15 protein-coding genes are annotated in these 13,227 nt (G+C 52.4%); 7 read left to right on the top strand and 8 right to left on the bottom strand.

The window, feature by feature from the left end; translation table 11 throughout:
* Positions 1-23: 23 nt before the first annotated feature.
* The 3 genes from ACYJL1_RS23430 to ACYJL1_RS23420 all read right to left on the bottom strand — a co-directional run bounded on the left by ACYJL1_RS23430 (position 24) and on the right by ACYJL1_RS23420 (position 3,145).
* The gene (locus tag ACYJL1_RS23430; RefSeq protein WP_460899506.1) at positions 24-1,010 is read right to left on the bottom strand and encodes a dipeptidase; all 987 of its coding nucleotides are present in this window, start codon (positions 1,008-1,010) and stop codon (positions 24-26) included.
* A gap of 96 nt (positions 1,011-1,106) precedes the next feature.
* A complete protein-coding gene (locus ACYJL1_RS23425) occupies positions 1,107-1,643 on the bottom strand; it encodes a DUF5943 domain-containing protein (RefSeq protein WP_460899505.1) in 537 nt (178 codons plus the stop codon).
* A gap of 170 nt (positions 1,644-1,813) precedes the next feature.
* Positions 1,814-3,145, bottom strand: coding sequence for an MFS transporter (locus ACYJL1_RS23420; RefSeq protein WP_460899504.1), 1,332 nt, complete (start codon positions 3,143-3,145; stop codon positions 1,814-1,816).
* A 329-nt stretch (positions 3,146-3,474) separates the two neighbouring features.
* On the opposite strand from ACYJL1_RS23420, the gene ACYJL1_RS23415 reads away from it, so the two are divergent.
* The 6 genes from ACYJL1_RS23415 (at position 3,475) to ACYJL1_RS23390 (ending at position 9,287) form a co-directional block, all read left to right on the top strand.
* Positions 3,475-4,383, top strand: coding sequence for a LysR family transcriptional regulator (locus ACYJL1_RS23415; protein WP_460899503.1), 909 nt, complete (start codon positions 3,475-3,477; stop codon positions 4,381-4,383).
* A 456-nt stretch (positions 4,384-4,839) separates the two neighbouring features.
* Entirely contained in the window at positions 4,840-5,655 is an 816-nt protein-coding gene (coxB, locus tag ACYJL1_RS23410; RefSeq protein WP_460899502.1) for a cytochrome c oxidase subunit II, read from the top strand.
* Positions 5,656-5,701: 46 nt separating this feature from the next.
* Positions 5,702-7,480 (top strand): cytochrome c oxidase subunit I, encoded by a 1,779-nt coding sequence (gene ctaD / locus ACYJL1_RS23405; RefSeq protein ID WP_460899501.1) that lies wholly within the window; start codon positions 5,702-5,704, stop codon positions 7,478-7,480.
* Complete coding sequence (locus tag ACYJL1_RS23400) at positions 7,477-8,181, top strand: cytochrome c oxidase subunit 3 (protein ID WP_460899500.1); 705 nt, start codon at positions 7,477-7,479, stop codon at positions 8,179-8,181. Before ctaD ends, ACYJL1_RS23400 begins: the two co-directional genes overlap by 4 nt.
* 10 nt (positions 8,182-8,191) lie before the next feature.
* Positions 8,192-8,917 carry a heme-copper oxidase subunit III family protein gene (locus ACYJL1_RS23395; RefSeq protein ID WP_460899499.1) on the top strand — a complete coding sequence of 242 codons (726 nt, stop codon included), beginning with the start codon at positions 8,192-8,194 and terminating at the stop codon, positions 8,915-8,917.
* Positions 8,918-8,927: 10 nt separating this feature from the next.
* Positions 8,928-9,287 (top strand): cytochrome C oxidase subunit IV family protein, encoded by a 360-nt coding sequence (locus tag ACYJL1_RS23390; RefSeq protein ID WP_460899498.1) that lies wholly within the window; start codon positions 8,928-8,930, stop codon positions 9,285-9,287.
* 67 nt (positions 9,288-9,354) lie between these two features.
* Here the strand turns inward: ACYJL1_RS23390 and ACYJL1_RS23385 are convergent, their stop codons facing one another.
* From ACYJL1_RS23385 to ACYJL1_RS23375, 3 genes are all read right to left on the bottom strand, one after another.
* Positions 9,355-10,176, bottom strand: a complete 822-nt coding sequence (locus ACYJL1_RS23385; RefSeq protein WP_460899497.1) for a DUF2189 domain-containing protein — start codon at positions 10,174-10,176, stop codon at positions 9,355-9,357.
* A gap of 292 nt (positions 10,177-10,468) precedes the next feature.
* Positions 10,469-10,717 (bottom strand): hypothetical protein, encoded by a 249-nt coding sequence (locus ACYJL1_RS23380; protein WP_460899496.1) that lies wholly within the window; start codon positions 10,715-10,717, stop codon positions 10,469-10,471.
* Between the two features lie 592 nt (positions 10,718-11,309).
* Positions 11,310-11,645 carry a hypothetical protein gene (locus ACYJL1_RS23375; RefSeq protein WP_460899495.1) on the bottom strand — a complete coding sequence of 112 codons (336 nt, stop codon included), beginning with the start codon at positions 11,643-11,645 and terminating at the stop codon, positions 11,310-11,312.
* Positions 11,646-12,097: 452 nt separating this feature from the next.
* Here ACYJL1_RS23375 and ACYJL1_RS23370 point away from each other — a divergent pair, with 452 nt between their 5' ends.
* On the top strand, positions 12,098-12,481 hold the full coding sequence (locus ACYJL1_RS23370; RefSeq protein WP_460899494.1) for a response regulator: 384 nt from the start codon (positions 12,098-12,100) through the stop codon (positions 12,479-12,481).
* 95 nt (positions 12,482-12,576) lie between these two features.
* Here ACYJL1_RS23370 and ACYJL1_RS23365 read toward each other — a convergent pair whose 3' ends face one another.
* Positions 12,577-12,786: a HipA N-terminal domain-containing protein gene (locus ACYJL1_RS23365; RefSeq protein ID WP_460899493.1), complete on the bottom strand. Its 210-nt coding sequence runs from the start codon at positions 12,784-12,786 to the stop codon at positions 12,577-12,579.
* Entirely contained in the window at positions 12,786-13,040 is a 255-nt protein-coding gene (locus ACYJL1_RS23360) for a helix-turn-helix domain-containing protein (protein WP_460899492.1), read from the bottom strand. The genes ACYJL1_RS23365 and ACYJL1_RS23360 overlap by 1 nt, the downstream gene beginning before the upstream one ends.
* Positions 13,041-13,227: the final 187 nt, after the last annotated feature.

Here is a 13,227-nt window from a genome sequence, read left to right as displayed (position 1 = left end):
ACAACTTACCAATACCAGCAGACCTAGACAGCCCATACCCGATCGAGCAATCGCATCCAGTTTAATCCAATAACATTCTCGATCTTCCTGGCGCTCCAGCCCGCACGCTCCATTGCCGTGGCGAGATTTGGAAAATCGCTGATCTTTTGAATTCCTTTCGGATTGATTATCTCGCCAAATTTTGTCAATTGCCGCCCAAACCCCTTGTCATGGGTAATCCAGCTGAAAAACTCATCATCATATCCTTGTGTGAAGTCCGTCCCAATCCCCACAGACTCCTCGCCAACCAGATTGATAACATAGTCCATTGCCGAGATGTAATCATCGATACTGGAGTTTGTGCCTTTGGCAAGAAAAGGCGGAAACATGGTAACTCCGACAAATCCGCCTTTTTCGGCGATGTAGCGAAGTTCCTCATCGGTTTTGTTGCGTTTGTGTTCTTTTAAGCCGGCTGGAAGGCAATGAGAGTAAGCGACCGGCCTTGTTGAGGTATCGATAACATCCCGCGATGTCTCAGGTCCAACATGGCTGAGATCGCAGAGCATACCTACCCGGTTCATTTCAGCTACGATCTCGCGTCCGAAATCGGAAAGTCCGCCATCCCGACTCTCGTAACAACCGCTGCCGACCCAGTTTTGGGTGTTGTAGGTCATTTGAGCGATGCCAACGCCCAACTGTTTGAGGATCTCGACATAACCGATCTGATCTTCAAAAGCAGAGGTATTCTGCATCCCGAGAATGATTGCAGTCTTCCCGGCGCTTTTGGCCGCGTGGATATCGCCGACGCTCGTGGCTTTCACGATATGGTTCTGAAACTCGCGAAACCAGCCGTTCCACTTCGCCAAGTTCTTGATCGTTTCATCGAAGTTTTCCCAGACACTGCACGTGCAATTTGCCGCTGTGAGGCCGGCGGAGTGCATTTCCTGGAACACATCTTCGCCCCATCTGGAAATGATCAGTCCATCGACAACGATAGACTTCTTATAAATCTCGTTTGCAGGAATTTGCATGATACCTCTCTATGTTTTTGAGATTTTCGCAGCAGAGAAAGCCCGGTGGCGTGCTACGCTGTTTGATAACAAGTGTGCTTTTTGTCCAATGACCGTTTATGAGCCTGCTCTGTTGGCCTTGAGCTCGAACCTGCAGTGATCAAAGCCCATAGCCTGACATTGCACCTCCCGGCATTCTATGGCGCTCCAGTTCAGTCCATCATGCTCGGCGAGGTATTTTGCTCCACCAATGAAGAACCCTTCAAACATATAGCAGACCGGACGCTGCGCATTTGCGGCGCCTTCAAGAACATAGACTGAGTTTTCGAGAGTGATTGTCGCAGTGCCTGATTCAGGATTGATTTCATCAAGTTTGAACTGTCCCCACCCTCGCACTGTCAAGCGTTCCAGATAGTGCTCAAACACTTGAAGGCCAGCGATTTTTCCAGAATCGGCTTGCTTCTTGCACCAATAAAATGCCGCCTTGGCACCTGCTTCTTTCAGAACGTCGCGATAAGCAGCAAGGCCAAGGGCTTGTTCAACCGCGTCATGGACGTTGATCATGAAATGCCGCGGAATATATAGCATCGGAAGGCCGTCTGTCTCCCATACGCCGGTCGCTTCGTTCACATCAATCTTCACGTTAGGTTGCATATTATTCACTCCAGTTGTTTGTTTCGGCTCACATAGATTGTCGCCGAAGCGACTGTGATCCCGCTTGATACCCGCGAGAATTGTGGTGGGCCAAGGACTTGCCATTGTGTCGAAGCGGTCTTGCGGGACACGAGAAAAGTCCGGCATGCGAGACGTCGTACTCAAGCCGACTAAGCGTGCTCCAGTGCTCTGCTGACGGGCCCCTTGCCAAGCAATGAAATTCGATGCGTTTCTGGAAGTGCCAATCCCCCGATCATGGCGAGCAGAGCTATCGCGATGAGATAAATGGCTGGAGCCAGATTATTGCCCGTGATGTCGATCAGCCATGTTGCCATGAGAGGTGCTGTACCGCCAAAAATCGTGTACGAAACGTTGTAGGTAAACGCTGATGCTGTGTATCGCGTTCGTGTAGGAAAGATCTCCGACATCAACGCTGCTGTTACGACCCCGGTTACCAGAGCGCCTACCGCGAGTAGAAGCACTCCACAGATTGCGAATGCCAACGAACCGGAGCTGGCAAGCCAAAAGGCCGGAAGCACTGTCAGGATCACCCAAGCGCATATAAAGCCAACCGTTTTACGCCGGCCTACCTTATCAGAAAATGCCCCGGCGAGCGGGCAAGCCAACGCTGCAAAAATGATCGCGACAGTTGATACCAACAGCGCCTGTGGCCGGCTGAGATTTCCAACGACCTGTAGGTAAGTGGCGAAATAGGTTGTAAACATGTAAAAGGAGAGTGCGGTGAGCGAAATGAATGCACCCAGCCGTAGAATTGCATGGCTCTGATTTCGAAGAGTTTCCCTGAATGGTGAATGACTATGCAAACTCGCTTCGGATGAGATAGCTTGAAAAGCTGGCGTTTCCTCCATCCGCCACCTCAAGTACAAACCGACAATTCCTAATGGAGCCGCTACCAAAAAGGGGATTCGCCAGCCCCAGCCCGCCATGGCCTCGGCTGACAGACTATTTTCCAAGGCAAAAACCAGCAGTGCCGCCGATGCGAATGCGGTAAAAGTAGAGACAGGAACAAAACTTCCATACCATCCGCGACGATGCCTGGGTGCGTGTTCCATTACATAAGCTACGGATCCGGCATACTCCCCGCCTGCGGAAAAGCCCTGCACACAACGTAAGATCGTCAGAAGAACAGGTGCCAGAACACCAATACTTGCGTAGGATGGAAGCAACCCCATAAGCGTAGTAGCGCTTGCCATCATGAGAATAGTCAGTGAAAGAATACTTTTTCGCCCCAGTCTATCCCCCAATGTGCCGAAAAAGATTCCGCCCAATGGGCGCATTGCGAATGCAACCGCAAAGACGCCGAATGTCTTGAGCAGAGCTGAAGTCAGACTCGAGCTTGGGAAAAACTCATTGGCGATAGTGGTGGCAAGAAACCCATAAACTGCGAAGTCAAACCATTCCACGAAATTTCCGATTGCGGCGGCCCCAATCACTTTGCGGAGCGAGCCCGTTGAAACCTGGTTATCAGTCTGTGAATCCATAGTCATGTTCTCCTCTTTTGACGTTTTGGGATGGCATTTCGTATTCTCATCATCTCGGTGCAGTGGCCCTGCCCGCAGCCCGCCCGAGCGACTTGCATGATCCCCTGGCGTTGCCCGCTCCGAAATTACTTCGATTGACGGAATCCCGACTACAGCCTCAAATTGGTTGGGCAAGGAAAAGGTGGTCCGTCATTTGGGAGCTCTCAGGCTTTCGTTCCCGACACGCTTGGTGGTGCCTTGACTTGCAAGAATGAAATGCCAAATGAAGTTTGTAAAATATCAATTAGTGTCATATTGATAGCTGCAGAGAATTAATGGAAAGCTGTTGCATGAGCTTGGATATGCGGCATTTACGGGCATTTTCGGCCCTCGGCAAAGAACTGCACTTCGGTCGCGCCGCAGACAGCCTTCACATCGCTCAACCTGCCCTAACGAAAACCATCCAGCAGCTTGAGGCCGAAATTGGCGCTCCGCTTCTGGTACGATCCACTCGCCGGGTGGAGCTGACCGAAGCAGGTAAGGTTTTCTTATTGGAGACGGCGGGAATAGCCGGGCAAATCAATCAAGCGATTGCACGGACCCGCAAAGCCGCCCGCGGGCTTCGGGGCGAATTGCGGGTTGGCTATACAGATTTTGCGATCAACGGACGATTGCCTGACTTCCTGCGAGATTTCAATCAGGCTCATCCTGATATCGATCTCAATCTCGTGTTTATGCCAACAGTTCACCAGCATGTCGCGATCCTGCAGCAGACGATAGACATTGGATTTCTTTACGGTGAATTCCGGCATCGGGCCACAAAAAGCCTGACCTTCGACAAAAATGAATATGTAGCCGTTTTGCCCTCCAACCACCCTCTTGCGGTGAAGGAAACCTTGACCCTGGCCGAGCTTAAAGGCCAGAAATTTGTCTTCGGCACCGGCGACAGTTGGGTCGTCTTTCGCAAGGAAGTATTTGCGGAATGCAGGGCGCGAGGGTTTTTTCCAGATATTGCGCTCGAGGCTACAAACAGTGACGGTATCTTTGGGCTTGTCATTGCCGGCGCTGGTGTCGCGATCTATTCCAGTTGCATCGGGACCGCTCCCAGGCGTGGAGTAGCAGTCCGCCCGCTCAGCGATCTTTCGGCAAAACTGCCGATCACAGCGGTTTGGGAACGTAGCAACGGATCCAGGGTACTGGACACTTTCCTGAGGTTCCTGCGTCGGTCAATTCGCGAATCCGCCGGATCAGCGGGATAAAATTACTTCCTTTCGCACGCAGGTTGCGGGTAACGCAGCGGCAAAGCAAAGTGGTTCCACCATAGATAAGCTCCCACCGAGATTTCAGCTGCTAAACCTCTGACAGAGGATCCGTAGCCCCAGCGGGCATTTGGTACTGGAGACTTGCAAAAAAAGGCAAATACCTGGCAGCGCCAGGAGACTGAAAAGATATTGCCCTGGCGTCGGCTTTGGGTTGGATCCAGGCGTTTGGCCAAAAGTATATGGCAATCCAGCACCGCAGCTCGACAATCTCACAGCTCTGCTTTGTCCTGTTCTCACAGCCAAATCACCATATGATCTAAATAGTCGGACAGATCCCCTTCTTTTGTTGTGAGGCCAGATTTTCTGTATTTCTTCCGCATGAAATGCTATTCTGGGAATGCTACGCGTTGCGAATTCATGTCCACAGCCAATCACGGCAGGGAGGGGCAAGAAATGGCGGTCGTATTCGTTCTGGTTGGCATTGCGGTTGGTTCAGTTCTTTTTCATTTGTTGAGTCCCTGGTGGTGGACGCCCATAGCGTCCAACTGGAACTACATCGACAATACAATCATCATTACATTCTGGATTACCGGTTTCGTATTTGTCGCAGTCGTGCTGTTCGTTGCCTATTGCGTTTTCCGCTTTCGGCACAAGCCGGGAAATCAGGCACACTACGAACCCGAAAACAAAAAACTGGAATTTTGGTTAGCTACAGTTACCACCATTGGGGTTGTTGCCATGCTGGCTCCGGGCCTGTTTGTCTGGAACCAGTTTGTGACCGTTCCGCAGGACGCCACCAATGTCGAGGTTGTCGGCCAGCAGTGGCAATGGAGCTTCCGCCTTCCTGGCGCCAATGGTCAACTAGGAACATCGGACACGCGTGAGATCAGTGCTGACAATCCCCTGGGCCTGAAAAAGAATGATGCGAACGGGCTGGATGATATCATCATCGAAGGCGGCGAGTTACATGTGCCTGTGGGAAAGCCGGTCAAGATGCTCCTGCGTTCAACCGATGTCCTGCATAATTTCTTCGTTCCAGAGTTCCGGGCCAAGATGGACATGGTTCCGGGCATGGTCACCTATTTCTGGTTTACACCATCACGGACCGGCACTTTCGAAGTCCTGTGCGCCGAACTGTGCGGCGTCGGGCATCCTCAAATGCGCGGTACCGTCGTGGTCGACACTGAGACCGACTATCAGACGTGGCTGCAGGAACAACAGACATTCACACAGCTGATGGCGGCGGGAGAAGTACAGAAGGCACAGTGAGACAGCGGGGCTCTTCAGGGCGAAAGCAAAAATAGGGAGGTATTCGATGGTCAATATCCCATCCAGTATTGACGACACCATTCCGGCAGCGGAAGTCGAAGATGTCGAGCTTTACCACCCGCACAGCTGGTGGACGACTTATGTCTTCAGCCAGGATGCCAAAGTCATAGCCATCCAATACTCGCTGACCGCCATATCGATCGGTTTTGTAGCGCTGGTTCTTTCGTGGTTGATGCGGTTGCAACTGGCCTTCCCTGGCTATTTCACTTTCATCGATGCCGAGCACTATTACCAGTTCATCACCATGCACGGCATGATCATGGTAATTTATCTTCTGACCGCGCTTTTCCTGGGCGGTTTCGGCAATTACCTGATCCCGTTGATGCTGGGTGCCCGGGATATGGTATTCCCCTACGCAAATATGCTGAGCTTCTGGCTTTATCTGCTCGCCGTTCTTGTTCTGGCGGCGGGATTTTTTGCACCTGGTGGTCCGACCGGTGCCGGCTGGACCCTCTATCCGCCTCAGGCTGTACTTTCCGGCACTCCGGGTGGGAATGATTGGGGCATCATAGTGATGCTAGTCTCATTGATCCTTTTCATCATCGGTTTTACCATGGGTGGATTGAACTATGTGGTGACCGTTCTGCAGGGCCGCGCGCGCGGTATGACGCTGATGCGCATGCCCCTGACAATTTGGGGCATTTTCACCGCAACGGTCATGGCATTACTGGCCTTCCCCGCCCTCTTCGTCGCTTCGGTCATGATGCTGTTCGACCGCATTCTTGGGACCAGTTTCTTCATGCCGGCAATTGTTGCAATGGGGGAGCAGCTCAAGCATGGGGGCGGAAGCCCGATTCTCTTCCAGCACCTGTTCTGGTTCTTCGGCCATCCGGAAGTCTATATCGTGGCGCTTCCGGCCTTTGGTATTGTCTCGGATCTGATCAGCACCCACGCCCGCAAGAATATATTCGGCTACCGCATGATGGTTTGGGCTATCGTGGTAATCGGTGCCCTGAGCTTTGTCGTTTGGGCACATCATATGTATGTCAGCGGCATGAACCCTAACTTCGGATTCTTCTTTGCCACGACCACGCTGATCATTGCGGTACCGACCGCGATCAAGGTCTATAACTGGGTGCTCACTCTTTGGCGCGGCGATATCCATTTGACCATACCGATGCTATTTGCTCTCGGTTTCATCGTAACGTTTGTGAATGGCGGCCTGACGGGATTGTTTCTCGGCAATGTTGTCGTGGATGTTCCGCTTTCCGATACGATGTTTGTGGTCGCCCATTTTCACATGGTGATGGGCGTTGCGCCGATCATGGTGATTTTCGGTGCGATCTACCACTGGTATCCCAAGATCACCGGGCGAATGATGGACGAGACCATGGGCAGGATACACTTCTGGGTAACGTTCCTGGGAGCCTATCTGATCTTCTTCCCCATGCACTATCTCGGCTTGCTCGGCGCTCCGCGCCGCTATTACGAACTGGGAGAAACAGTGGTCAATCCAACGTCCGCGCATGATTTGAATATATTCATCACACTGATGGCATGGACGGTTGGTGCCGCTCAGATACTGTTTCTGTTCAATGCGGTCTGGAGTCTTCGCCGGGGCAAAGAATCCGGCGGCAATCCCTGGCGGGCGACAACACTCGAATGGCAAACACCCACAACCCCGCCTCCGCACGGCAACTGGGGCAAGGACTTGCCGGTCGTCTATCGCTGGGCTTACGACTACAGTGTTCCCGGTGCACAGGAAGATTTCATTCCGCAAAATCAACCGGATCCTGAAAGACTGTCAAAAGAGCATTCGACATGAGCGCCGTCCTGATCTTCCTCGCGTTGCTTGGGTCCATCGTTATTTGGTGGATGGCCCAACAGCGCCTGACATCAAAGCCCTGGCTCGAAGCCGAGCGGGTCAGCAGCTTTTCCCACTTCACCCGTTCGTCGATAGCGACAGAAAAGATCGGCCTTGGTGTATTTCTCGCTGTCGTGGGTGCTTTATTCACCCTCTTCATCAGCGCTTATTTCATACGTATGGGCGGTAATGATTGGTGGGCTATCCCGATACCAGAGGTGCTCTGGGTCAACACAGCCGTACTCGTGACAAGCAGCATTACTTTGGAAGTGGCAAAATCGCGGGCACAACAAGATGATGACGAGACGATGAAATTCGCCCTTCTGGCGAGTTTTGTGACAGGTATCGGCTTTCTTGTCGGACAGGTCTTCGCCTGGCGGGAACTCCTATCCGCCGGCTATCTCCTTGCCGATAATCCTGCCAACAGCTTCTTTTATATGATCACCGGCATGCACGGTTTGCACATTCTTGGCGGACTGCTGGTGCTTGGGCGCACGATCGTCAAGGTATTGACGGGCAAGACAGCGCCGCAGGTCCATCTTAGCATCGAACTCTGCGTAATGTACTGGCATTTTATGTTGTTGGTCTGGCTGGTTCTTTTTGTCCTGTTCGCGGGCTGGGCGAATGATTTTGTCGATATCTGCCGGCAATTGCTGACATAGGAGATCCATCATGTCTCAAGCCATACAGAAGAGTGAAACTGAAGCACCCCTTCCAATGCCAAGTGGCATGCGCGGCTTTGCTTCTGACTGGGCTTCGGACCAGAGAACGTTCAAGAACGTTTCCTGGGGCAAGGCCATGATGTGGATATTTTTACTGAGCGACATCTTCGTCTTCGGCTGCTTTCTGCTTGCCTATATGTCAGCACGTATGTCTACAATCGTTCCCTGGCCCAACTCCAGCGAAGTCTTTGCTTTGAACATCGGCGGGCAGGAAATTCCGCTCATTCTGATTGCCATCATGACCTTTGTGCTTATCAGCAGCAGCGGGACAATGGCGATGGCCGTCAATTATGGCTACCGGCGCGATCGGCGTAAAACGGCGATCCTGCTGCTAATGACAGCGCTGTGCGGGATTATATTTGTTGGAATGCAGGCTTTCGAATGGACCAAACTCATTACGGAGGGAGTGCGCCCTTGGGATAATCCCTGGGGTGCAGCACAGTTCGGATCGACCTTTTTCATGATTACGGGATTTCACGGAACCCACGTTACCATCGGCGTCATCTTTCTCGTTATCATCGCCCGCAAGGTCTGGCGCGGAGATTTCGACACTGAAAAACGCGGCTTTTTCACCAGCAGGAAAGGCCATTATGAGATCGTCGAAATCACCGGACTCTACTGGCATTTCGTTGATCTGGTCTGGGTGTTTATCTTTGCTTTTTTCTATCTGTGGTGAGGTCAACGCAATGACACAGCCTTCAGTCAATACAACAGGACCAGCAATGCAAAACGAGACACATCAGGAGCATCCGATCAAGCTCTATCTCGTGGTATGGGGGTTCCTTTTTATCTTGAGCATCTGCTCCTATATGATCGACTATATCGGTATTCACGGCTACCTGAGATGGTCCCTGATCCTGCTTTTCATGGCCCTGAAAGCTGGACTCATTGTTGCAATTTTCATGCACATGGTGTGGGAGCGTCTGGCTCTTGTCTATGCCGTACTGCTTCCGCCCCTGCTGGTACTGGTCTTTGTTGCCATGATGGTCTCGGAATCGCATTACGTGCTTTGGAGCCGTTTGACGTTCTTCGGTCCCACCCCCTAGATAAAGAACGCGGCACCTGGTGCCGCGTTCTTGTCATTCTGACCAGCCCATTTACGAGACTGCTTTTTTACCGCATCTCAACTTTTGCGATGGGTGGTGAGACCACGACCTTGCGATAAAGATGCCAGGTCGCATGTCCCAGGACCGGTATGAAGATTGCAAGTCCAACGAAGAGGGTCAGGAAGCCGACTAAAAGAAGTGCGGAGACAATTATACCCCACAGGGCCATCTGAACGGGATTGACCAATACCGCCTTTACCGACGTTACTATCGCCGATAGTGCACCAACGTCGCGGTCCAGCAGAAGCGGAAAGGCGATTACACTTGTGCAAAGAACTACGACCGCAAAGACAAACCCGATTGCGTTGCCAAACAGGATCAGCCGCATGCCTTCAGGCGTTTCAAAAACCTGATGGAAAAATGCGCTGACCGACTCCGGTTCTTCCGGGCCGAAGAGACTTACATATAATGCCTGTGCTGCGAGGATCCATGCAATAAAGAGTACAAGGAGCAGAACACCCATTGCAATTATTGATGGTATCGCCGGGGACCGCCTCACCTCCAAAGCATGCCACCATGATGTGTCGAGATGAAGCTCGCGCCGCCTGCTGATCTCGTAGAGACCAAGGGCCGCAAAAGGTCCGATCAAGGCAAAGCCAGACATCAACGGGAAAAGCAATGGAAGTAAGTTGGCTCCTGAGGTCCACCGTATGAGAACCAATCCGCTAATCGGGTAGATCAGGCAAAGAAAAACATAATGGGAAGGTTTTTCCCAAAAATCAGCGAGCCCTTCGCGAAACGAAGCGAAGACGTCTGCCACACTTATTCGACGCACGTCAGGATAGACGTTCGTCTCGCTTGCGCCAGCTATCACATGAAATTGCGTCATGAAGAAATCTCCCAATCTCGTTAGAGCGGGAAGGCACCAGTGGCGCCATGCAAATGAACTGGACCATGGGGCCTATACCTGCACGGGAAAATCATACGCCGTTTATTGGCACATTGCCAGAAATCTTCCTTTCATCATAGATCACTGTGTCCAAGACTACTTAAGCCTGAAGGAAATATGCATTCGTCAGTCAATGTGAATCATGTGCCGATGGGATAGACTTATAGTGTGCGGAGGATCGCAGCGAGCTCAATAATATTCAATCAAGCTTTATGTGCAAATGAGGTCAGTCTCATGGCGTCACCATTGTATTCATGCGCCAGACTTCGAATAATGGCCCAGCATCATAAAGCTTCATCTTGATCGACCAGCCCCAGTGCTTAACGGGGGCTAAGCTTGTCTGGTTTCTAAAACCTGCTCCAGACCCAAACACGTCTACGATAGCAGCGGACGCGCCTCCGGCCGTGCCGCCAATACCGGTGGCAGACCCTTCTCCAGACGCGCCGGCGATGGCGGCGGCGGCGGTATTGAACCGATTCAAACATTGTTTGCGGGTCACCATCCTCAAAGACATCTGTAGCTGGCGCGCCCAATTCATCAAGGATATCGTCCCTGGCGTTTGGAACAGCGGCCAGCGCAGCGTTTGGCCGACCCATGCCTGCAAGGGCGGCTGACGCTGCGATACCAAGCGCCCCGGTCAGAAATAATCGCCTATCCATTGAACCCTCCCGATCTGTTGTGACCAACAGGATGAGTTCACCATGAAGTCGTGCTGGAGTCGATTTAAAACGTTGGCGCAAAAACCGGAGCCAACGAATGTTTCGGTTACCCGATTAATCCAAGTTGTCCAGATTATGGCCTTTCAAAAGCATTTGCCTCCAGACAAAGCAGTTGGCAAAGTGACTATGGACCGCACGAACCGGAAAGCCCGTGGTGTTGTTTTACGCAATAAAATGCGCGTCAATGAGAGAGACCGGATCAAGCGGAAACTTCAGGACCCAGCGTCATGACATGCGCACGCAAGACCGGAGATATGACTGCAGCTTGAACGCCCACGCCCACGACGGCCGCAGCCTTGGCCTTACACCTGGTAAGCTGCCGCACTGAGAGGACGGTTGCGTCAGACCCGAGGGTTATTCGGTCATCTTTCGCTCGTCTTCGCCAGGAGGAAATTCGATTGGGGCCAGACCTTGCATGACCCGAAGCTTGTTTGCAGTCGTCACGGAAAGATTCGTCCACATATCGGCGATGGTTTCGGCCGCGTCAGTGAGATCATCGTCAAGATTGTGCTCTTCCATTTCGTCGATGATGCGATCAAAGGTCTGTGCACCTTGCTCAACCACGTGGTAGAGGCGAGAAGCTTGAATCGATGTTAGCGCCGGTAACGCCAAGGTTTGGTTCACGTCTTCGGCGATCTGAGTAACGAATTCCGCCTGCTCCTGCAGCGTTGATATCCAGTCCGTGGCCATGATTTCCCCCTGGGACAAATTTGCAGAGCGCGCGGCTGGCGTCAACAGCTGAACAAGAGCAACATGTCCTGTGCGAGTTCAAGCAAGGCGGCCCGAAATTGTAGCGGGATCTGGATGCAAAAGCCGCTTTCAATACCGGCGCTGCTGGGCCGAAAATGCTTTGGCCGATGCGGCTCTCCGTCTTGCAGCGCTTCCATCCGGACGTCTACGTTTGTGGTTCATTCGCAGTTGGCTTTGACGCACAACCATTTATATTGAAACGTCACCGTGCTCTTGCCCTATTTTCATTAGACTCAGTTGTTCACGGGCGCCGATATTCTTTTCGATTAATTCAACCTGTTTCAGGGTGTTCAACTTGTTCGTTCCATTTACGCCCAATCATTTGCCCGCTGACCAATGCGCTGATGAAGTGGTGATCGATTTACTTAATAACGCCGTGACAGGATCCTGACATGCCCGATCAAATCCCTCAAGCATTCCGGTCCTCTATACTTGTCTGCGAGGATGAGCCTGTGACTTTATCAGATGTGGCGGAGGTTCTTCGCATGAATGGCCACACTGTGACGGAGGCCATGACCGTCACCGATGCAGCCGCCTACCTCGATATTATTCCGGTTGACATCCTCATTGCAGATGTTTCGCTGCCCGACATGTCAGGAATCGAGCTTGCCCAGATAGCCCGTAGGATCAACCCCCGTATTGGAGTGATCTTCGCCACGGCTCACGTCACTGTACCTGGTATCTCGGAAATTGATTCAGCGGTTATGCTCTCCAAGCCCTATGGAGAACAGGGGCTTCTTCGGGCCGTTGCCAAGCTGGAAACCGGATGTGAATGACGTTTCGATAGAGGGCGTTCAACGTCCGATACGAAATGCGCCACGCGCACTTTCTATCCCTCAACATTTGGTCAGATACCGCAACAAAGTATGTTCTATGGCGTCCGGCTGTGAAGCGTTGGCTCAGTCGGATCCATCCTTCCAGTGAAAGGTGTGCAGAGTGACACCGGGAATGTGCCGTGCCAATCCAGCCAGCCGGGTCCGTACCGGAAGTCGATTGCACCTGTGGCCTCGCGACGCAGCACACCGACATGACGGCTGTTCAGAAAAACGTTGAGAGGTACGTGCGCCCGCCTTCTTGCCATCAGAACAAGTCCTCAATGTCGGCGGCGCTGCCCAGGCTGCGTGATCGAACGACCAGTTCCAGATTGAGGGCTGAAAGGGCTTCCATCAGGGTGTGCAGCTGGACGGCCGGCTTCCCGGCTTCAAGGCGCGAAACCGTGCCCTGCCGCATATGGATTTGTTCGCCAAGCGCGCCTTGGCTCAAGTGCATCTGTTTGCGGGCACGGCGCAGGATGGCGCCAAGTTGTTGTTCTGTGCGGGCGATCTGTTCGTTCATGGTGGCCTCTGATCAACAGTATACGCGGCAACGTATAGAAATTCAGTATACGCGAAGGCGATTAAAATAGCGATATACGCGAAAGCGTTTGAAAAACTGTTATACGCGAAGGCTAATACTGAGCGTCTCGACGAGCATGAGCTTGCACACCGTGGGGGTCGAATTGCAGAAACGAATGCCGATGTGG

It is taken from the genome of Phyllobacterium sp. K27 (genome assembly GCF_054796155.1).
This window is presented reverse-complemented; position numbering and strand designations above follow the sequence as displayed.